Source organism: Streptomyces sp. NPDC046931, assembly GCF_040644655.1.
In the GTDB taxonomy this organism is placed as follows: domain Bacteria; phylum Actinomycetota; class Actinomycetes; order Streptomycetales; family Streptomycetaceae; genus Streptomyces.
Genome location: NZ_JBEYWX010000038.1, coordinates 37785 through 57845, shown reverse-complemented (window position 1 = coordinate 57845; position 20061 = coordinate 37785). Strand labels below are relative to the sequence as shown.

At 69.3% G+C, this 20061-nt stretch carries 20 protein-coding genes and 5 pseudogenes; 9 read left to right on the top strand and 16 right to left on the bottom strand.

Going from position 1 to position 20061, the window contains the following annotated elements:
* Positions 1-343 precede the first annotated feature (343 nt).
* Positions 344-1081 (top strand): alpha/beta hydrolase, encoded by a 738-nt coding sequence (locus ABZ876_RS36950; RefSeq protein ID WP_361790080.1) that lies wholly within the window; start codon positions 344-346, stop codon positions 1079-1081.
* Positions 1082-1502: 421 nt separating this feature from the next.
* Here the strand turns inward: ABZ876_RS36950 and ABZ876_RS36945 are convergent, their stop codons facing one another.
* Positions 1503-1646: a hypothetical protein gene (locus tag ABZ876_RS36945; RefSeq protein ID WP_361790077.1), complete on the bottom strand. Its 144-nt coding sequence runs from the start codon at positions 1644-1646 to the stop codon at positions 1503-1505.
* Positions 1647-1846: 200 nt separating this feature from the next.
* Positions 1847-2701 carry an NAD(P)H-binding protein gene (locus tag ABZ876_RS36940; protein ID WP_361790074.1) on the bottom strand — a complete coding sequence of 285 codons (855 nt, stop codon included), beginning with the start codon at positions 2699-2701 and terminating at the stop codon, positions 1847-1849.
* Positions 2702-2788: 87 nt separating this feature from the next.
* On the opposite strand from ABZ876_RS36940, the gene ABZ876_RS36935 reads away from it, so the two are divergent.
* Positions 2789-3385 (top strand): TetR family transcriptional regulator, encoded by a 597-nt coding sequence (locus ABZ876_RS36935; protein ID WP_361790071.1) that lies wholly within the window; start codon positions 2789-2791, stop codon positions 3383-3385.
* On the opposite strand, the gene ABZ876_RS36930 is transcribed toward ABZ876_RS36935, so the two are convergent.
* The 6 genes from ABZ876_RS36930 to ABZ876_RS36905 all read right to left on the bottom strand — a co-directional run bounded on the left by ABZ876_RS36930 (position 3369) and on the right by ABZ876_RS36905 (position 6997).
* A complete protein-coding gene (locus tag ABZ876_RS36930) occupies positions 3369-3575 on the bottom strand; it encodes a hypothetical protein (RefSeq protein WP_361790068.1) in 207 nt (68 codons plus the stop codon). The genes ABZ876_RS36935 and ABZ876_RS36930 overlap by 17 nt on opposite strands.
* Entirely contained in the window at positions 3572-3946 is a 375-nt protein-coding gene (locus ABZ876_RS36925) for an RNase adapter RapZ (protein ID WP_361790065.1), read from the bottom strand. The genes ABZ876_RS36930 and ABZ876_RS36925 overlap by 4 nt, the downstream gene beginning before the upstream one ends.
* Positions 3947-4084: 138 nt before the next feature.
* Positions 4085-4261 carry a hypothetical protein gene (locus ABZ876_RS36920; RefSeq protein WP_361790062.1) on the bottom strand — a complete coding sequence of 59 codons (177 nt, stop codon included), beginning with the start codon at positions 4259-4261 and terminating at the stop codon, positions 4085-4087.
* Positions 4261-4518, bottom strand: coding sequence for a hypothetical protein (locus ABZ876_RS36915; protein ID WP_361790059.1), 258 nt, complete (start codon positions 4516-4518; stop codon positions 4261-4263). Before ABZ876_RS36915 ends, ABZ876_RS36920 begins: the two co-directional genes overlap by 1 nt.
* A gap of 589 nt (positions 4519-5107) precedes the next feature.
* Complete coding sequence (locus tag ABZ876_RS36910; protein ID WP_361790056.1) at positions 5108-6178, bottom strand: DUF732 domain-containing protein; 1071 nt, start codon at positions 6176-6178, stop codon at positions 5108-5110.
* 75 nt (positions 6179-6253) lie between these two features.
* Positions 6254-6997 (bottom strand): relaxase domain-containing protein, encoded by a 744-nt coding sequence (locus ABZ876_RS36905; RefSeq protein ID WP_361790053.1) that lies wholly within the window; start codon positions 6995-6997, stop codon positions 6254-6256.
* Between the two features lie 961 nt (positions 6998-7958).
* Between ABZ876_RS36905 and ABZ876_RS36900 the strand changes: the two genes are divergently transcribed.
* The 3 genes from ABZ876_RS36900 to ABZ876_RS36890 all read left to right on the top strand — a co-directional run bounded on the left by ABZ876_RS36900 (position 7959) and on the right by ABZ876_RS36890 (position 10885).
* Positions 7959-9149, top strand: coding sequence for a cysteine desulfurase family protein (locus ABZ876_RS36900; RefSeq protein ID WP_361790050.1), 1191 nt, complete (start codon positions 7959-7961; stop codon positions 9147-9149).
* 77 nt (positions 9150-9226) lie between these two features.
* Entirely contained in the window at positions 9227-9760 is a 534-nt protein-coding gene (locus ABZ876_RS36895; RefSeq protein ID WP_361790047.1) for a hypothetical protein, read from the top strand.
* A 591-nt stretch (positions 9761-10351) separates the two neighbouring features.
* Positions 10352-10885, top strand: a complete 534-nt coding sequence (locus ABZ876_RS36890) for a DUF4232 domain-containing protein (protein WP_361790044.1) — start codon at positions 10352-10354, stop codon at positions 10883-10885.
* A gap of 21 nt (positions 10886-10906) precedes the next feature.
* Here ABZ876_RS36890 and ABZ876_RS36885 read toward each other — a convergent pair.
* A pseudogene (locus ABZ876_RS36885) lies at positions 10907-11020 on the bottom strand (IMP dehydrogenase); the annotation flags it as partial.
* A gap of 19 nt (positions 11021-11039) precedes the next feature.
* Between ABZ876_RS36885 and ABZ876_RS36880 the strand changes: the two are divergent.
* Both ABZ876_RS36880 and ABZ876_RS36875 read left to right on the top strand, forming a co-directional pair.
* Positions 11040-11153 (top strand): annotated as a pseudogene (locus tag ABZ876_RS36880) (transposase family protein); the annotation flags it as partial.
* 746 nt (positions 11154-11899) lie between these two features.
* On the top strand, positions 11900-12406 hold the full coding sequence (locus tag ABZ876_RS36875) for a DinB family protein (RefSeq protein WP_361790041.1): 507 nt from the start codon (positions 11900-11902) through the stop codon (positions 12404-12406).
* A 12-nt stretch (positions 12407-12418) separates the two neighbouring features.
* Here the strand turns inward: ABZ876_RS36875 and ABZ876_RS36870 are convergent.
* A pseudogene (locus ABZ876_RS36870) lies at positions 12419-12646 on the bottom strand (IS5/IS1182 family transposase); the annotation flags it as partial.
* An 87-nt stretch (positions 12647-12733) separates the two neighbouring features.
* Between ABZ876_RS36870 and ABZ876_RS36865 the strand changes: the two are divergent.
* Complete coding sequence (locus ABZ876_RS36865; protein WP_361790038.1) at positions 12734-13765, top strand: hypothetical protein; 1032 nt, start codon at positions 12734-12736, stop codon at positions 13763-13765.
* 8 nt (positions 13766-13773) lie between these two features.
* Here the strand turns inward: ABZ876_RS36865 and ABZ876_RS36860 are convergent, their stop codons facing one another.
* The 5 genes from ABZ876_RS36860 to ABZ876_RS36840 all read right to left on the bottom strand — a co-directional run bounded on the left by ABZ876_RS36860 (position 13774) and on the right by ABZ876_RS36840 (position 18794).
* Complete coding sequence (locus ABZ876_RS36860) at positions 13774-15162, bottom strand: Fic family protein (protein ID WP_361790035.1); 1389 nt, start codon at positions 15160-15162, stop codon at positions 13774-13776.
* A 115-nt stretch (positions 15163-15277) separates the two neighbouring features.
* Positions 15278-15892, bottom strand: coding sequence for a hypothetical protein (locus ABZ876_RS36855; protein ID WP_361790032.1), 615 nt, complete (start codon positions 15890-15892; stop codon positions 15278-15280).
* 140 nt (positions 15893-16032) lie between these two features.
* Positions 16033-16884, bottom strand: coding sequence for a sugar nucleotide-binding protein (locus tag ABZ876_RS36850; RefSeq protein WP_361790030.1), 852 nt, complete (start codon positions 16882-16884; stop codon positions 16033-16035).
* A complete protein-coding gene (locus ABZ876_RS36845) occupies positions 16881-17564 on the bottom strand; it encodes a hypothetical protein (protein ID WP_361790027.1) in 684 nt (227 codons plus the stop codon). The genes ABZ876_RS36850 and ABZ876_RS36845 overlap by 4 nt, the downstream gene beginning before the upstream one ends.
* 300 nt (positions 17565-17864) lie before the next feature.
* On the bottom strand, positions 17865-18794 hold the full coding sequence (locus tag ABZ876_RS36840) for an NADP-dependent oxidoreductase (RefSeq protein ID WP_361790024.1): 930 nt from the start codon (positions 18792-18794) through the stop codon (positions 17865-17867).
* A gap of 114 nt (positions 18795-18908) precedes the next feature.
* Between ABZ876_RS36840 and ABZ876_RS36835 the strand changes: the two are divergent.
* Positions 18909-19343 (top strand): annotated as a pseudogene (locus ABZ876_RS36835) (transposase); the annotation flags it as partial.
* Between the two features lie 50 nt (positions 19344-19393).
* Here ABZ876_RS36835 and ABZ876_RS36830 read toward each other — a convergent pair.
* A pseudogene (locus ABZ876_RS36830) lies at positions 19394-19867 on the bottom strand (DedA family protein); the annotation flags it as partial.
* Between the last annotated feature and the right edge of the window lie 194 nt (positions 19868-20061).

Genomic DNA, 20061 nt, shown 5'->3' with positions numbered 1-20061 from the left:
CCGGCTGGTGCTGATCGTGTAAGAGCTGGCGGACCGCTGGTCCCCAGCCAACGTGAGCCAGGAATCCCCGTCCTTTAGGGCGGGGAGGATGTCAACTCGGGAAGCCGCGATGAGATCCCAAGGAGTTCTGTCCCGGCTTCGCGGCATCCCCCCACGGAGCCCTGTGCAAGAAACCGTTTGGCGGACCACGAAGATCACTGCTACGTTTCCGGAGGCCGTGCGAGAGAACGAGGAGGTGGTACCCGTGAACGCAGTATCGACATGGGTGCTCCCCTCCAGAATCACGGTCGGGCGATAGGTCGTCCGGGAGTGCCGTTCCAGAGCACTCCCGAAAGGCACGACCATGCACTTCACTTCTGAGCAGTGCTTCGACGACGGTGTCCTCGAGCGCGGATTCACCCTCGGCGAGATCCCCGGCTTCCTGTGGACGCCCGAGTCCGAGTCCGCACCGACGCCGCTGATCCTGATCAGCCCGCCGCCGATCGGACTGGGCAAGGCGTACCCCAGGCTCGCGGGGCGGGCCCGGTACTACGCGGCGGAGTACGGCTTCGCCGTGGCCACCATCGAGCTCCCCGGGAGTGGTGACCGGCCCCGTCTGGCCGTCCTCGACCAGGCCCGCGCCGACCTGCGCCGGGTGATCGGGGCTGGCGAGCCGGTCAGCGGCGAGATCGTCGACGCCCTCATCCTCCCGCTGGTCGAGAAGGCCGTCCCGGAGTGGCGGACCACCCTGGACGCCCTCCTTGCACTGCCCGAGATCGGCGGCTCGGTCGGGTATGAGGGGGGCATCATCTCCATCGGCGTCCGGCTGGCGGCGGTCGAGCCGCGCATCACGGCCGCCGGCCTCTTCGCCGGGAGCTTCGTGCCCGCCGCCATGTTCGAGGAGGCCCGCGAGGTCACCGTTCCGTTGCAGGTCCTGTTGCAGTGGGACGACGAGGGGAACGACCGGCAGGCGGCCCTGGACCTGTTCGACGCCTTCGGCTCCATGGAGAAGACCCTGCACGCCAACATGGGCGGGCACACCGGCGTCCCACAGTACGAACTCGACGCCGGGGCCCGGTTCTTCGCCCGGCACCTGAGGTGAAGCCGAGCTGCCAGGCCACCAGCAGACGATAAGCCGAGCTGGCCAGGATGCCCTTCGTCGGGGACAGGTCCCGGTGCTCCTCTGCTGTTTGCCGCGGACCCCTGCCAACCCGGCAGGGGTCCGCGGTGCCCGACGACATGAACTGTTCGATTTCTGAACAGCCTCGAGTGCCGCCCAAACTCGACTGCAAGTGCTGTCGGTTCTCGTGAACATCCATCCACGGCCCCGCCGACCGCCCACCGCCACCCAAACGGATGGACAAACGCTGCTGCTTGAAGTGAACGAAGCCACGTATCCCATGATGTCGAGCAGGCACTGTGCTTCGACGACCTTGCCGTGACCCTGAACAGCCAAAAGGCCCGTACGCTCCGCGGAAGTGCCCGCGGAGCGTACGGGCCTTTGTCGTGGTCGGTGTCGTCTGTCAGGCCGCCCAGGTCGCGGATCCCCCGTCGTGGTCAGGGTTGGGGATGCCGGTGGCAGCCGGTGGGGCGGTGGGGTGCCGCATGGCGGTGATCGTGATGGCGCCGGGCTCGTTGGGCGGACTGGTGAAGAGGCGGTGTTCCAACCCTGCACTATTCAGTCGGGTCAGCAGGCGCCACTCGGAGTCGCGCACTTGGACCGCAGGCTGTGCGCCCTGTCGATACGCACGATGCCCCGGGCCGGATGCCTCGGGCCGCCTGAGCCTCATGCGCCTGGCACATCCCGGGGACGGGGCGACGGCGGCCTGAGGGCTGCGGCCGGGGGCGCAGGTCGCGGCCGACGAGGTTACGAACCCTCCGTGAACGCGTTGGCGTGGTCGGCGGCCCACTGGCGAAACGTTCGCGGCGCCGTCCCGAGGATGTCGGCCACCGCAGTGGTGATGTACGCGGGCTGTCCGACCGCTGCGCTCCACGCGGCGAGCAGCATGTCGATGACCGAGCTGGGCGCCGTAGCCTCCGACAGGCTTCGGAACTCGTCTGGCGTCATCTCCTCGAATGCGATGCGGCGTTCCAGGGCGTCACCGATGACGTCCACCTGCGCGGCTTGGGTCAGGGATTCGGGGCCCGTAAGGACGTAGTCGCCTCCGGCGTATCCGTCCTGATAGAGCGTCCGCGCCGCGACGGCTGCGACGTCGCGGTCGTCGACCGGTGCCGTCTCGGCAGCGCCGTACGGCCACCGGACGACCTCGCCGGCCCGGATCGCGGGCGCCCACCAGGCCAGCGAGTTCGACGCGAGCATCCCCGGCCGGATGATCGTCGACTCGAGTCCGCTGGCCGCGATGAGCCGCTCGATGTCGGCGTGCAGCACCGCCATGGGATTGGGTTGCTGGAAGAAGGGGTGCGGCGTCTGGTGCGGGGAGGAGAGGAAGACGACCCGCCGCACGTGGTATGCCAGCCGCTCGACGACTGCCGCGGCGGTCCGAGGCGGTGCGGTCCAGACGAGGAAGACCGCACCGGCGCCATTCAATGCCGGGTCGAGTGACTCGGGCACGGTGAGGTCGCCGGTGAAGACCTCGACCTTCGCTGGCAGCGTTGCCACCGCCTCGGAGCGATGGGTGAGGGCGCGGACGGGCACGCCCGCGTCGAGGAGTTGGTCGATGACGACGCGGCCGACCCGGCCCGTCGCCCCAGTCACGAGCACGGGAGGAATGTCTGTCTGATTCACGCCATCCACAGAAGCGCTACTCGGTTAAAAAAGCAACCCGGTAACGAATGTTACGGTGGTGAGATGAGCGAGCCGACGGGACTACGGGCCCGCAAGAAGGAGCGGACGCGCGACGCCATCGGCGACGCGGCCGTCTCACTGTTCCTGGAGCGTGGCTTCGACCGCGTCTCGGTCAACGACATCGCTGCAGCAGCCGAGATCTCCAAGCCGACTCTCTTCCGATACTTCCCAACCAAGGAAGACCTGGTGCTGCACCGATTTGCGGACCACCAGGGCGAGGCGGCACGCGTCGTACTTGACCGCAGGTCCGGCATCAAGCCGGTGACGGCGCTGCACCGGCACTTCCGGGCCGGCCTCGATCGGTACGACCCCGTCACTGGCCTCAACGATCATCCCGAGGTGGTGGCGTTCCATCGGCTGGTGTTCACCACACCGAGCCTGGCGGGACGGCTCACGCAGTACCAGCTCGAGGATGAGGAGGCACTGGCGGACGCCCTCGGCAAAGGCATCCAGGCACGCCTGCAAGCCGCCCAGGTACTCGCGGTCCAACGGGTGCTCGCCCGGACCAACTGGCAGAAGATCGCCGACGGTCGAACCGCCCACGACGTCCACCCCGAGGCCGTAGCCGATGCCGACCAGGCATTCAAGCAATTGCATTGACAGGCGCCGCTCCCGGTCGAAGAAGGCTCCGCGGCCCGGTGCACGCGTTGCCGCCCTTGTAGAGGCCGGGCGTCCAGGCCGCCATGTCGCGCAGTGCGGCGAGCAGCGCGCGGAACTGGTCGACGGCGGCCTGGTCCTCGGGGGTGAGGGTGCCGGGCGCGTGGCCGCAGCGGCGGAAGAGACGCTTCATCGGGTGGTCTCCTGCTCGGAGCTGGTGGCGGGCGTTTTCAGCACGCGCGGCAGGTGGACATGAAGGTGTTCGACTTCGACCTGGCGGCCGCGGTCGCGGAGTGCGCGGGCAAGGAGTTCGGTGAGGCCGGCTGCTCGGTGCTTGCCGCCTGCGCATGCGATCGCGATGCGGCGGGGGCCAGCGGGGAGGTCGGCGTAGTCGGCGAGGCTGGCGATGAGTTCGCGGGCGCCGGGGGTGTTCAGGACGATGTCCTGGACTCGGGGGTTGAGGCCGTCCAGGTCGAGGATGTCGCGGGCGGCGGCCGGGGCGCGGAGCCGGTCGCGGACGTCCTCGATGCGGTCGGCGGCGGGCGGGACGGGGCAGCCGTCCACGCCTGTGGGCAGGTGCAGGTAGCCGAACGAGAACAGGCGGATCGGGTGAAAGGGGGTCTCCTGCTCGGGTGAGGGGTGGGAAGGCGCGGAGCGCCGCGCCCGGCCGGGAAGGTCGGGCGCGGCGCTGCGGGGTAGGACTTACTGAGTGGTGGTGTCGGTGACCACAAGGAACTGATCGGTGCGCAGGTTCATCACGACCTGAGTGTCCGTGCCTTGGGCGCGTTGGGCGGCGGCGTACTCTTCGGCCGGCCAGGAGCCGCGGCTTCCGGCGGGGAAGCGCTCCAGGACGGTGCGAGAGGACTGGGCGGCGGCCATCAGGTGTCACCGCCGTTCACACGCTCGTGGATGTCGATCAGGGTGGTGATGGCGTCGGGACTGTCCGCCCTGCCGACCCACTGCCCGCTCGCGGTGAAGACGGGGACCTTGTCGTGGTCGGCGTCGAAGATGACGACGTGGTCGCCGTACCTGTCGAGCACCATGTCGCGCAGGACCGGGATCAGCCCGGTGTCCAGGACCTCCAGGGCGTCGACGGTGAGCCGGGCGCTCTCGCCGGGTGACTGCGGCTGGACCAAGGTGCCGGTGACGCGCAGCAGGTCGCCGGGCTGTATGCCGTTCAGCAGCTCGTGGGTGATCCGGGGGTCTCCGCTGGTGCAGGAGACGACTGTGCGTCGACGGACTCAGGCTCCGCTGAGCGATACGCCAGCGATTCGGCGAGGCGTCGGCCTATGCCGGACGGTGTGACTGCCGCCGCGGCGGTCGTGGTACACCAGACCTTGGTGAGACCCACGGGATGGTCGCCTGACCCTCGCCAGGCGCGCGACCAAACCCATCGCAGACGAGGTCGGCGAGCACCAGCTGCGCGAGTGGCACCGGCCGCTCGATCTTCTGCCCGAAAGCATCGAGGCCGTGGTCGACGCCGACAACCTCCTGGCGGACACCGTCGACCGCATCATGCACGACACCAACCTCGCACGGCTCCCCGCACGGGACCACTGAGGACGAGGGCTTGGTCAGCGTGTACGAGGGTGTCTGTCCGCAGTGCGGCCGTACGCGGTCGTTCGAGTTCACGATGTCCGAGGACCTGCCGCCCGCGCCGCCCGCGTTCGATCTCGTTCATCGCGGAACCAGCGTCCACATGCCGCAGGAGGGGGACTGGCGCTGCTATTCCTCGGTGGTGGCACCGGGGCCGGGCTGGTAGCCGCATCCGAGGAACACAAACTCCTCAGGGGCGACGCGGACTTCGGTGCGGTTCCAGTAGTAGACACCGTTCTGCTCACCTTCGTAAGTGAAGGTCTCGCCCGCCTCGATGGTGAAATACTGGTCCTCTCCCGTCTCGCCGAAGAACTCCCACTCCGGTACCCACTCGGAGGCGAGCTGTGTCTCGGGCACCTTCCCGTCGGCGAACCAGCGCTGCTGGAGCTGGACGCGTACGTCGTAGGACGATGTGTTGCGGACCTTCACTGAGTAGGTGGCTGAGGTGGGGTCGTCATCGGTGTCTGGCTGCTCGATCGTGGCTGTCGCCTTCAGGGTGGAGACGGCCGGGCAGTCTTCGTTCTGTTTGGTCGCCACCGGCTCGCTGTACACGTCGTCGGTCACTGCGGAGATCTGATCCGGGCAGTAGAAGGTGACCGCCTCCACGATGAATGCGGCCTGGTCGATCGAGTCGGTGAGCGGCAGCCCTACTGCGTCTGGGACATCGTTCATGTCGGTCCCGCCGATGAGCGCGTTGCAGACAGCTTCCGCGTCCCTGATCACGGCCTTGCGGAAGTCCGAGATGTCATATCCGCCGTCGGAGGACGACATGGCTTCGTACTCGGTGGCGCCGGGCCACGCAGTGAATTGGCCTACGTCGCCGACGAAGGCCACGTCGCGTGCGGCTATGGAGCTGAACTCAGGGACGGATATGTAGGGCGGTCCGGAGGTAGGGTCCTTCGTGCTCTCTTCGGCTCGGGGCTCGGCGGACCTGCCGTCCTTCGCACTGTCTGACGGTGGTGCGGATGCGGTACCGGATTGTGCTGACACCTGTTCATTGTTGCCAGTCACCAGGACGGTGACGATGGTGGCAAGCGCGAGGGCCGCCGCCCCGAGGACCGCTGCGACGTGCCGCCGCTTGAGCGCTTCACGTTCGGCCTCGGTGTCCTTTTCCAACTGGGATTCCGTGTGTGCGGAGGGAGTTGGCTGGTCGGCCGGTCTCGATCCCCTGTCAGACATCTGCTGCGTCCCTCTGTTCAAGCTCGGCTACCAGGCGCAGCCACGACGACTGAAGACGATCACCCTACGGGCCTATACAGGTTCTACACATAACCATTACATAACGAGGAGGCGCTCCTTCGGCGCCTCGCTACACCTCGCTCGCGTCGTCTTCACCGCAGGCGGGAAGTACTTCCACCATGCGCGCAGCTGCGCCAGTGGCCGGGTCTGCTGCTTGGGCGGGCGGGTCATCTTCGCCGCGATCCGGTTCAGCTTGGCGCGGGCCTGCTCGGAGACCTCGGGCGCGAACTTCGGGTTGCCGTCGTCGTCGACGGCGGTGACGTACTCGTGCTCCAGGTCTGTCCGGCAGGCGGCTATCTGGTCGCTGCGCCGTGAGGTCCAGCGGATCAGCTCGTGCGGCACCCCGGCGATCTCCATCACCGGGCGGCGTCCGGCGGTGCCGGTGCGCGGCTCGGAGGCCAGCCCCAGCGCCTCGCACACCTCAGCCATCCCGATCTCGTTGCAGAGCGCGGACGCGGCGACGGTGTTCTCGAACAGGTCCTCCGAGTGGACCGAACCCCACTTCCCGCCTGGGCGCTGCGCCTTCACCGACAGCACCAGGTGGTCATGGAGCAATGGCATTCCGGACCGGGCCTCGTAGTGGCGGAAGCGGGCGCGACCAGGCCCCCGGGCGGTTTGACAGACCCGACCCAGGCCCGCGAGCGAGCGCGCGAACTCCAAGGCCGGCTCGACGCCCTGGCCACTGTCACGGCAACCCTGTACGCCGAGAACTGCTCTCTGCCCCGCAATGCCCCCAAGGCGGTCGGGACTAAAGGCACCGCTGGTGCTGTGCGTACGCACACCGATGGCTACGACATCACCGCACCCCTAGCGCACGTCTCGCGTACAAATAACGTGCATGAGTCCGCCTCGCAGCCACCGGACATGTATTCCCGTTCCGGCTGACCAGGCGCGCGCACCGGCAGCCGCGGCGGCAGGGCCGCCGGCCCTTCGTTGGAAGGCGTGGAAGCATCGCCGCCCGCTACAAAAGGATCGCCATCATCTACCTGGCCGGCCTCCGCACCGCAGGCATCTTCCAGGTTGTGACCTGTGTGTTGGACAGCGGCCGATGCTGTCCAGTGCGGCCACATCCTCGCCTAGGTGAGCGCTGCACCAGCCAGGCCGGCACGACCGACATGTGCGTCGCTCCAGGCGGTTCGCGACCTTTGAGAGCGTCGGCCGGGTTCGTTCGCCGTCCAGGTGCTCATCGGTTGCTCCTTGCCTGTGTCCGAAGGGACCAGGGCAGTACCAGGGTGATGTGCGGGCCGGTCGGGGTGTACCGCGCCCGCGTCCTCAAGGGCGCGGCCTCGGCCCCCGGCTCCGAGGAACGGCCCGGGCCTCGGGCACGGTGGCCCAGGAGGCGAGGAAGCGCAGGCCCGCCTCGGAGCCCGTTCCGGGTGCGGCGGTCATGACGCCCACGGACTGGTCCGGGGCGTGGGGGCAGGTGAGCAAGATCTGACGGCGCACAGGCTCGCCGCCCAGGCGCAGCAGCTGCGCCGTCGAGCCGACCGTGGACGGATGGGGCCCGCCTCGCCGGGGCGGGACATCCTCCTGTCCCGGCGCAGGGAAATCCACGAGCAGGCCTCCAAGATCCGTAATGGTGTGAGCGAGCCGCGGCCGCAGTGCGCCGCTCTCGGCTACGTTGTTCGATAGATCTGCGGAGGATGACGGTGGAGGGCACCAGCACACGTGTGGTCCGTCTCGACGAGAGCATGCTCGATCGGCGCCCGGCCGAGATGCCCGGCCACACGGCGGAGCGGACATGACCGGCCGAGGCGACGCCGCCGGCGAGCTGCCGCCGTTCCCCGGGCCGCCGGACGGCCCCGTCTACCTGGACTACAACGCCACCACGCCCGTCGACCCACGGGTCGTCGAGGCGACGATCCCGTACTTGACCGGCTTCTTCGGCAACCCCTCCAGCAGCCACCCCTGCGGCGCCGAGCCCCGGCGCGCGCTGGGTGAGGCCCGGGCCCAGGTCGCCGCCCTCATCGGGGCCCGCACCGGCGAGATGATTTTCACCGGCTCCGGTTCGGAGGCCGACCTGCTCGCACTGCGCGGCGCGGTGCTGGCCTCCGGGCGCTCACGGCCACATGTGATCACGCAGGCCACTGAGCACCCGGCCGTGCTGGAGAGCTGCCGGTCCCTGGAGCGCCTGCACGGAGCGCGCGTTACCGTGCTTCCGGTCGACGGCGACGGGCAGGTCGACCCGGCCGCGCTGGCCTCCGCGCTCACCGAGGCGACGGTGCTGGTGTCGGTCATGGCCGCCAACAACGAGACGGGCGCCCTCCAGCCGGTCACCGAACTCGCCACCCTCGCGCACGAACGCGGGGCTCTCTTCCACTGCGACGCGGCCCAGGCGGCGGGGAAGATCCCGCTCGATGTCGGCGAGCTGGGCGTGGACCTCCTCACCGTCGTGGGGCACAAGATGTACGCGCCGAAGGGCGTGGCCGCTCTCTACGTGCGTGACGGCGTGCGACTGGAACCAGTGGTCTACGGCGGCCCGCAGGAGCAGGGGCTGCGGGCCGGCACGGAGAACGTCGCCCTGGCGGTCGCCCTCGGCACCGCCGCCCGTATCGCGGCCCATGAGCTCGACGATGGCACACCGGACCGGATTACGACCCTGCGCGACGACCTCCATCAGCGGCTGAGGGCGGCGCTGCCCGGCCGCGTCCATCTCAACGGCCCTGAGAAGGCGCGCCTGCCGAACACCCTGAACGTCCGCATCGACGGCGCACTCGGACACGAACTCCTCGCCGCCGCGCACGGCATCGCGGCCTCGACGGGTTCGGCCTGCCACAGCGGCACCCACACCCCGTCGCCGGTGCTGACCGCCATGGGATTCGAACCGGCGCACGCGCTGGGGGCGTTGAGGCTGACGCTGGGTCGCTGGTCCACGCCCGCAGGCATCGAGACGGCGGCGAACGCGCTCATCGAGGCGGTTGCCCTGCATTGACCCGTCGGTCCGCCAATTCCATGCGAGAAACGTGAACTACAGTACGGACGCGTTCCCGAAAGTGCTGGGGCACAGGCATGTGTAGCGAAAGCCACTGGCGCCAGCGCAACGGCTTCGACAAGCTGCGACACATGGACTGGACGCCCCTGCTCTCCACGCTGACCGGTGCCGTCATCGGCATCGCAGCCACTTTGATCGCCGACCGCAACCGGTGGCGGCGGGAGGAAGCCAGGCACGCTCTGGAAGTACGGCGCGAGGTCTACACGGAGTATGTTTCCGCCCTCAAAGCCGCAGGTGAGGAGATACGGGCCGTCGCGCTGGGCGACCACATGTCCGAGTCGGCACGTGACGCGGCGGTGCGGGAAGCCGTGCGCGGCACCGGCATCTACACGGCGAGCGAACGCCTCTGGCTCGTGGGCCCCCCGCAGGTCGTGGAGGCGGGGAACGAGGCGTTCCATCGCCTGCGCGCGATCCGCGACGCCTATGCCCGTGGAGTGACGGTCGGCTCCGCCGACGACGCGCCTCTGATAGAGCAACGACGCAAGGCTATGGCGCAGATGCGTCGCCTCATGCGTGAGGACCTGGGCATCGGCCCCCTCGGAATCGAGTGATGTGTCACCAGACCCGAGCTCCTCCCACCACTGGGCGCGGGCGGGACGGACTCGACCGTCCGGGAGGCAGGCGCGGGTGACAGGGTGTCGCGGATCCGCTGCAGGCCCGTGTCCTGCTGCGGACCGCGGGGGACGTCGCTACGGTCGCTTGCGCGGGTGGATGGAAGTCATGACCGTGCCGTCCCCGCGGCAGGTCTCACGATCCGGCGCCTGCCGGGTGGCGTGGCCGCCGAGGTTGGTGATCCGGTGGGGCTGTGGCGGATCGCCGGCGCGGTAGTCGGTGCTGTGGGGTTCGTCTGCCGGCTGTGCACGGCTCTGGCTCGGCGTATGGTACAAGCTCACGGTGGAGCAGCTGGCCGCGCTACGGAAGCTCGGCATGGAATGGGCGTGACACCGAATGGAAACCGGCAGACGCGAACCCAGGCCAGATGTGCCAGCAGCTCGGGCAGAGGCGGCGCCATGCCCCCACCGTACGGGGCGGAAAAGGTCGCCCGGCGCAACGAACCTCCGCCAGACATCGAGCGTCTACAGGTGCGTGGGTGCGCACTGACCTCGCGCACCGAGTCGTATTCGAGGGGAACCGAACACGTCATGAAGACCAAATTGACCACCGTGGCCCTTGCGGCGATCGTCGCCTCCGGCACCGCCGTCCCGGCCTCGGCCGCCATCGCCAAGGCCGCGCCGACGCGTTGCCACACCACCGACCTGAAGGCCGGTTTCGCCACCGGGGACGACGCGAAGCCGGAGATGGGGCGGACCGGGAAGCAGACGCAGGCGTTCATCTGGTTCACCAACAAGAGCGACCGCACCTGCACCCTGTCCGGCTTCGCCGGTGTCGACATGGTCGGCGCGCAGAGGACCGACGGCACCTGGTCCCTGGTGCGCTCCTCCAAGAGGCCCACGAAGATCACCCTGAGGCGGGGGGACACGACGGACTTCAGCATCAACCTGCTCCCCGTTGCCAGGTCCACGCCGCAGAAGGAGAAGTTTGTCCCCGCGATGTTCCTGGTCACCCCGCCGAACGAGACAAAGCACTTCACCCTGAAGTGGCCGTTCGGCGGCCAGATCCTGAAGCAGGACGGCGCCACCCACCCGGGCACCTACCTCAACCCGGTCGGACAGTAATCCCCCGCGGCCGCGCGGTCGGGGCTCCAGGAGGGCCTTGACCGCGCGGCGCTCGTCCATCGCCCGGTAGCCCTCGGCGACCTGGTCCAGGGGCAGGGTGAGGTCGAAGACCCTGCCCGGCTGGATCCGGCCGGAGCCGGTCGCGTACCTGCTGGTGGTCTTCACCGACCGCGTCGTGCTCACCCTGGTCCACCTGCGCACGCACCTGCCGCATGCTGCACTGGCCGAGCTGTACGGCGTCGGCCGCTCCACCGTCAGTGATGCGATAAGCGCGGCCCTCGCGGTGGAACCGAACCAGTATTTCTCGTGCCCGTCCGGGATCTGACGGCAGATCAATCCGTAGTAGCTTCACCGCGACCGGCCGCCTCAGTTGCAGATCTTCCGCCCGCCACACCTGGCCCATGCCGCCGCGACCGAGTAACTCCTTAAGCCGTTAACGGCCTGCCAGGTCCGTGCCCTCGTCCATCCACTCCCCCTCGCGCGCACAGAAGATGTTCCCGTGATGCAGGGCCGACGAACGGCGCTGCGCGGTTCGTCAGCGGGGCGCCCTCAGCCGCGGCAGTGGACCGCCCCGCTCCTGCGCCCGCTGCGTGATGACGCCGAGCTGCTCATCGAGGTCACCCCCGGCTTCTGGCCAAGCAGGGCCAAGCCGTCGACGACGGGCTCGCACCCCCTGCGCGAGCGCGGCTTCCACGTCTACCGGCTGGCCACCGACTACGCCGCCCAACTACCCGGCCGCCCTCGCCAGGCCCGCGCCCGCGGTGCGGTGGCACGGGCCAGTCACGGAGATGAGAGACCTGATCCTCTCCCGCAGCGATGCCGGCGCCCTGCCGCCCCGGCCGCTGACCCGGCCGCTGGTCAGGCCGCTAGGGCCTGTCCGGCGGATCATGCCGGGGCGGCCCACTGGCGCTGAATCGCTGTAGCGTCCCGCCGGACAAGGAGCGGGGTGGAGCAGGTTGGGTCCGTCGATAAATACCTCGACATCGGTCGCGGTGATCGGGGACGCTTCGCGCGATGAGCAGAATCGACGACACCCCGCCCGCGTGGGACGAGCGCACCCAGCTCACCACGTTTCTCGACTACGCACGTGACACCGCCCGCGCCAAGTGCGATGGCGTCTCCGCGGAGAACGCACGCAAGGCGCTCCTGCCGGACTCCCCGCTGATGACCATGAGCGGAGTGATCAACCACCTCCGCTGGGTCGAGTACTACTGGTTCCAAGTGGTCTTCCTCGGCGAGGAAGACCAGGGCCCCTGGACCGAGGAGGACCCCGACCGCGAGATGCGTATCGCCGTCGACTTCCCGCTCACGCAGTTGCTCGATGAATACGCTGAACAGAGTGCCCGCTACCGCGAATTGGTCGCCGGGCACGGCCTGGACAAGCAGGCCCAGCGAGCCGTCCGCGACGGCCTCCACGTCGACCTGCGCTGGATCCTCCTTCACCTCACCGAGGAGACGGCCCGCCACAACGGCCACCTGGACATCCTGCGCGAGATGCTCGACGGCACGACCGGCGACTAGATCCGGCGGAGATCAGAGCCAGAGCCAGAGTCGGATCGAGGCGACGGCGACGGTGCCGTGGAAGATGTAGCCGCGCTTGTCGAATCTCGTGGCCACGGCCCGGGAGTTCTTCAGCGCGTTGATCGTTCGCTCGACTTCGTTCCTTCGCTTGTAGATCGTCTTGTCGAAGCCGACAGGTCGGCCGCCCTTGCTGCCGCGGGCTTGGCGGTTGGCCCGCTGGTTCTTCGGTTCGGGGATGGTGTCCCTCCGGTACCAGTCCTCCTCCTTCCCCGGCTGGGCAGGCCACGACCAGCACCAGCCATGCTGGAGGTTCCTAAGATCACGTACATGTCGAGGACCACACCGCCGCGCCCGCTCGATGTCGAGGCGCTCTTCCCGGAGCTGGCGAACTACCGGGGCACCACCACCCGGCTCCACCCGCGCCCGGGCCGACCGGAGGTGACGGTCAGTTCCGTGGGTGGTCCACTGCTGTGGCCGGCGACCGAACCCTGGCCGGTGTGCACCGAACCGCACAGCCATGCGCGTGGCCGACGCTCGGCGGACATCCACCGGCAGCGGCAGATCCTGGCTGCTGCATGGCTCCGTGAACCGAACCCGGGCCCCACGGACGAGGAGCGCCAGCTGCTGGAAGAACTAGGCAAAGAACACCGCGTTCGAGAGACTGCTGCGACCGATCCACTGCCACTGATCGGCCTTGCGCAGCTGTACCGAAGGGACATACCCGACTTGCCGGCTGGGCCGGACGACTGCGATCTGCTCCAGGTCTTCTGGTGCCCTTTTGACGCGCACGGCCCGAGCGGCCACGGCATGCTGCTCGACCTGCGCTGGCGCCGGTCGTGGGAGGTGACCGAAGTGCAGACTTCACCGCCACAGCCGCAGGTCGTCGGCTACGAAGGGTACGTGCCTGAGCCGTGCGTGCTGCACCCGGAGCAGGTGACCACCTACCCCTTCGCGGGCCTGCTCCCGGAGGATCTGTGCGCACGGATCGATGCCTGGGAAGAAGCCCTGGAGGAGGAGACCGAGCAGTCGGAGGGCGACGATGCCGCAGCGGTGGTGGGCTATCAGTACGACCTGTCCATCCCGCCAGGCTGGCGCGTGGGCGGTTTCGCCTCCTGGCACGTCACTGACCCGTCCCCCATGAACTGCGCGACCTGTGCGATCCCGATGCACCTGCTGCTGACCATCGACAGCACGGAATGGGACGGCGGCAGCGGCAGCTGGAAGCCACTGGAAGACCAGGACCTGCCCACATACCAGTCCGCCAGGCCCACCCAGGTCACCGTGGGCCGCTGGGGCGAACTCAACATCTTCGCCTGCCCCGAAGCGCCCCACCACCCACACCGCTGGAGCATCCAATAGTCACTCAGTCATGCGTCGCCCCCTCCCTGGGAGCCGAGGGACGCCGTGTTGCTCCGGGTGTCCCTGAGATGGATGTCGATGTAACGGGTGAGGGTCAGTGCGTCCTGGGGGTCGTCGGCCTGGAAGGTGACGCGGCGCAGCAGGCTGACGTCGTCGAGCGTGACGCCCTCGCGGGCGAGGACGAAGACGAGGGTGAGGAAGGCGGAGCGGGCGTTGCCGTCGTCGAAGGGGTGGAAGAAGCAGACATCGAGATAGGCACGTGCGGCCCGGGCGGTCAGGGGAAGGGGCCTTCCGGCGTCCTGTGCGCTCTGGGCCAGGCAGGCGTCGAGGCGGGCGCGGGTGTCCGCGCTGATGCCGTAGCGTTCCCGGCCGCCCTTGGCAAAGGCCGGCTGGTCGCGGAACGGCGGGGGCTGCGGCGTGCCCAGAACGTGGGGCTGCCAGCGCTGGAGCAGCTGGAAGTCGAGCAAGGCGCCGCGTGCCGCGTCGGCCCGAAGCAGCTCCAGGGCGGCGAGCAGTCCTTGTGCACGGGCGGGGTCTATGGCGCGGTCGAAGGTTCGGATGTCCTCTGCCGCGCCGTCGTGCGAGGGGGTCACCGGTTCGTCGCCGCCGCCGTCGGGCGCTTCGTGCCACGGCACGGTCTCGCGCACGGCGAGCCAGCGGCGCAGGTGGTCCGGCGCGGTTTTGGTGGATCGTGCAGCGTCGCCCGGCCGCAGAGAGAAGGCCAACTGCTCCGCGACGTCGCCGACCAGCTCCGGGTCGGGCCCGGTCCAGCTCCGGAACCGACCGCCGATGGCTTGCTTGACCAGCTTCTCCGCGCGGTCGGGCGGAATGGCCCAGCGGCTGAGGAACCAGGTGAGCACTTGATGACAGTGTCCGTACCAGCCGCTGCCGCAGTCGGTGCGCTCGATCACCTGCCCGATCAGGTTCCGGGCGGCGCGTTCCCACAGGCTTCGCTGATCCTCGATGTCGGCCAGATCCAGCGGATAGGCCTCGAACCACCTGGCGAGGCTCTCCAGCCACTCACGCCACTCGCACAGCGCCGCGACGACCCGGGCAAGGGTCTCCTCCGGGGTGGTGATCGAGTCCCTGGGGCAGCACCAGTTCCCCACGGGTCCTCCGTCGAAGTCCCCTTCGTCGTGCGCCCAGCGCCAGCCCACGGTCCAGCGGCCGTAGTGCTCGGCGAGGGCGTGCGACATCGCGTCGGCCCAGGGCTGACCAGTATCCCGGCTCCATGCGCTCATCGCCGGGTCAGCGAGGGGCAGGTCGGGGCGCCGTGGCACCCTCTGTGCGGGCCCCAGCGACCGCACGACCTGCGCCGCCGAAGCACTGTCGAAGGGATGACGCGCGGGGTCCACGTCGTCCCAGGTCAGATAACTGGGAGCCAGGTCGACGATCACCGCGCAAGCCTGCCACGTCCACCCGACTGCGCATCAAGCGGATTACCGCAGGTGGCTTCCGTCCACGAATCCGGTTCGCCGTCGACCGCCCAAGCCCTCCTGTCCCTCCGCCCTGTCAAGGGGAGCCGTTCGTCAGCAGCAGGTGGAAGGTGCGGCCTCGGTGGACAAACGTGGCGGTGTCGGAGCCGCTGCCATCGAAGTACGCCTGCGGCTGCGGCTCCTCGCCACTGTAGTAGCCGGTGGAGCGCAGGAAATCGGGGCTGACAGCGGCGAAGGACCATGCCGGGCCGTCTGGGCCAAGCAGTTCCCGGGCGAAACCGTGCACCAGTTGCTCGGCGTCCGCTGCCGGGTAGTGGTGGCCGTAGGGGCTGAACGCCTCGCAGAGCATCCAGCGCAGCCGTGCCAGGAAGTCTGCAGGGTCGAGGGGACTGACCGTGGCGCGGAAGCCCTCGCGCAGGAGCGGATGCTCCACGGGCTCACTGTCGTACTCGTTCGACAGGTTGTGCCAGTTACGGCGCGCGTCGGCGGCACGCATCAGCGGCTCGAACAGGTCACTGCGCAGAAATGCGTGCAGGACGTCCTGGCGGTTCCCGGCTATGACGGGTACGTCGCACTCGGCTGTGAGCAGCAGAGTGTTGCTGTTCATCGCGTGGTCGACGGCAGAGAGGAACGCATCGACGGCGGGGGGTTCGCGGTCGGGCGGCGGCGCGGTGAAGTTCGGGGAACCCATGGCGGCAGCCTTGCGGACGGCCGGCCCCTACTTCCAGGGCTTTTCCCCCGCATGCCCACCACAACCAGCATCTGCTGCGATGCCTGCTCCGCTGGGCGATGAAGGGCAGAGCGGCCGGGTTCTGCTGGGGGGCCGCTGGCTCATGGGACAACGGGCTGGGCGGTCACCGGTGCGATGCAAAACTGGCGAGCACCGCGCAGTGTGGTGTTCAGTTTCCGTTGGGTCGTCTGGCTGTCGAGGCGCACGTCGAGGGCGCCGGGCAGTGTGCTGTGGGCTCGCAGCCCCGTGGGCAGCCGGGAGGCGTCGAGACCGTCGCGCCTGGCGATGAGAATGCCGAGCTCGTGACGACTGAGGGCATCGGGCCCTGCAAGATGATGGATGCCGGACGCGTCGCACGAGGCCAGCTCCAAAAGGGCGGCGGCCAAGTCTTCGATGTGCACTGGGCAGCGGATGTCGTCGGTGAACAGGACGCCGTCACGGGTGCCGGCGGCGAGTTCGTGCACGGCGCGCTCATGTACGGAACGCCCGTGGCCGATGATCAGCGACGTGCGGGCGACAACTGCCTCCGGGTCCGCGGTGAGAACTCCGGTCTCCGCCGCCGCCTTCGCTGCCCCGTACGGGGTGACGGGGTCAGGGAGGCAGGTCTCGTCGTAGTGGACTTGGGCGCCGGAGAACACTGCATCGCTGGAGACGTGGACCAGGCGGCTTCCGTACTTCGCCGCGGCCATCGCGAGCCGGATGGGGCCCTCCGCCGTAACTGCCCAGTCGGCCTTGTGGCTGGATGCGTTGACGACGAGATGGGGACTCACTTCCGCCATGACGGCGTCCAGGCGTTCCGCGTCCCGCAGATCAAGGCGAGGCCACAGGGCCTGGGAGGCGTCGTCAGGCTTGGTCGCGTGGTACGTGGCGGCCGTGGGGTGCCCGGCCACTCTCGCCTGGCGGATCAGCTCGGCCCCCAGGAAGCCGCTGCCGCCGATGATCAAAGTGGTCACGCCGCGCCCCACACGGTGACCCGGGCGCCCTTGATGGGCCGGTCGCCGAGGGCGCGGGTGATGAGGTCCAGGGCAACGTCGGTGCGGCTCTCGTTGATCTTCTCCGCGGCGCGCAGGAGGGCTGCGGCCTGGCCGGCGCCGAGCTGCCGGGCGGAGGCGGTGAAGGCGCGGACGTCCTTGGGCAGGCAGCCGCCGCCGTAGCCGATGCCGGGTCTCATGCCGCCGCTGCCGATGCCGGGGTCGATGCCGAGGATCTCCACGATCTGGGAGACGTCGCCGCCGGCGGCCTCACACATGTCGGCGACGGCGTTGATGTAGCTGATCTTCAGGCCGAGGAAGGTGTTCGCCGCGCCCTTGGCGAGTTCCGCGGTCTGCGGGTCGGTGACGAAGATCGGGACACCGGCGACGGCGCCTGGCGCCGCGGCGACCTGACCGCGCGCACCGCCCCGAGGGTCCGCTCCAGAGCCGCGCCGATCTCGCCGACCGATTCCTGCGCCTGCCGGGTGGCACGCCCGATGGCCGGTGCCGCCACCCCCACGACCGTTCCCAGCACCGCCACGACGGTGAGCGTGACGCAGAGCAGGGCCGGGTCGACGAGGCCCATCAACTGTCGAACGTGTAATCGTTGGCCGGAGCCGCCCGGGGTGTTTGGACCGGCGGGATCCAGGTGTTACGCGCATAGAACCCAGGCGGGGAAGAGGTCGGGCACGCCCGGTCGGCATCTGCCGGCCGACGCCGGACTGACGGTCGTCCCCAGCGGCATCCGGACCCGCCGACCGATCTCCACCACGTGGCGCCCGGCTACGGCCCTCCGGCACGGGTCCACTGTCATGGGCACCCCAACTTGCGCCGACGGGTCCTTCGGGCCGGCCACCGACAGCGCGGTGCCTTCCCTCCGGTCGGCGCACGGGTTGCCCCTGGACGGCATCGTCGCGGCGCCCGCCGGTAGTCCGCACAGCGTGCCTTCGCCCTGGATGTCCCTAGCCGACCTCGAGGACCAGCTTGCCGCGAGTCTTACCGCTCTGACTCAGGCGGAACGCCTCAGCGGCCTCGGCCAGCGGCAGGGCACGGTCGATGTGGACCTTGAGCTTGCCCGCGTCGGCGAGTTCGGCGAGTTCGGCGAGGTCCGCGCTGTCGGGCCGCACCCAGACGTGGTGGCCGCCCCGCTGTGTCACGCCGGGGTCGACGATCGAGGCCATTCGGCTGGGGTCCTTCAGCAGGTCCTGGGAGGCGGCGACCGCGTCACCGCCGACGTAGTCCACCGCGGCGTCGACGCCCTCCGGCGCGAGCTGCCGCACCCGGTCGATCAGGCGGTGGCCGTCCCCGTAGGTGACCGGTTCGACGCCCAGGGAGCGCAGGTAGTCGTGATTGCGCTCGCTGGCGGTGCCGATCACGCGGGCTCCCATGGCCACGGCGATCTGCACGGCGAACGACCCCACACCGCCGGCTGCCGCGTGCACCAGGACCGTGTCGCCCTTGCTGACGCCCACCCGGTGCAGTGACTGCAAGGCGGTCAGCCCCGCCAGAGGGACGCCGGCCGCCTGCCTCGCGTCCAGCGAGGCGGGCTTGCGCGCGAGGGTGCGCACCGGCGCGGCGACGAGCTCCGCGTAGGTGCCGTGCTGCACCTCGTCCTTGCGGACGTAGCCGAAGACCTCGTCGCCGACCGAGAACTCGGGGGTGTCCAGGCCGACGGCCTCCACGACGCCTGCGACGTCCCAGCCGGGCACGAGCGGGAAGTGGACGTACATGATCGGGTCGAGGTACCCGGCGACGATCTTCCAGTCGACAGGGTTGACGCCGACGGCCTTCACCCGGACGAGTACCTGGTCCGGGCCGACCTTGGGGTCATCGGTCTCCGCGAATTCAAGCGTTTCCGGACCGCCGTAGCGGTTGGTGATGATGGCTCGCATGACCGAAGTCAACAGGCCGGGGGCCGCGGTTCTTCCACGGCTGGCCGCCCGGGCCGGTCCGTTCAACCCTGTTGGCGGCACCGCCGGCTGCGCTCCGGTCGGCCGACCGCGTAGTACATCAGCCAAGGCCGCGCAGACGCCGAGCGCAGCCACGTCTCCCCGCGCCGGCTTGCCCGGATGCTCCTCACCAGGCCCGGCAACCTCAAGGCCGAACAACACGAGCTCCTGGCCAAGCTCACCGGCGCCTGCCCGGAGATGACCCAACTGGCCAGCATTATCAGAGACTTCGCACAGCTCTTGATTCCTCGCGCAGAAAATGCCGACGGGCTCTCGCGCTGGATCGTCCAGGTCCGCGCAGTCGATCTGCCTCATCTGCACGCCTTCACTCGAGGGCTGGAGCGTGACAGCGACGCCGTGGTCGCCGCTCTCACGCTTCCGCACAGCAACGGCCCCACCGAAGGCGTCAACACCAAGACCAGGCGGATCGCGCGCCAGATGCACGGACGAGCAGGCTTCACCCTTCTCCCCCACCGCATCCTCCTCGGATAGCAGCACGCTGCGTCACCACCGAATGTGCGACAGGGCCGTTAAGTTGACACTCCCGCGATCTGCCGGACGGTGAAGGTCCGCGTCGGCATGTCCAGCGCACCGGCCAGCGGGTTGAGTACGGTGCGCACCGCCGGGATTAACCGCGCGAGGACGACGGTCTTGGCATGGCCGTAGCGGGCGAGCAGTTCCTCGGCGCGAGCAGCGCCATCCTGCAGGCGGCCGTTGCCGGAGCGGGCCAGCAGGGCCTTGCCGCCGCGGCGACCGAGGACGAATCCGGTCTGTGCGCCGATCAGCGCACCCGCCACGGCGGCGGTCAGGACCTGTGGCAGCGACAGGTGCACCGGTTTGTGGTTGCCCGGGACGCACAGCAGCCCGGCGGTGAACAGCAGGGGGTCGCCCGGCAGGAAGAACGCCGCCAGCAGGCCGGTCTCGGCGAACAGCACCACGGCGATTCCGAGTGCGCCGAAGGCGGCCAGGAGCGAGTCGGCGTCAAGGATGTTGTCGGCCAGTGCGGCCGAGGCCAGGGGCGTGGGAGAGGCGCCTTTCCGACGTGGGCGCGCGCCGTGCGGCTCGCATCGGGCGCCATCGTCTACTTCAATGTAGACGATCTATGGGTCCGGCAGTCCCCCTACCCTTTGGTGCCGGCCGCTGTCCGGAGACCGGTAGCAGCAATGTGAAGGTCGTCCGCGCGGCCCGGGTCAGGGTGAGGCGGCCTCCG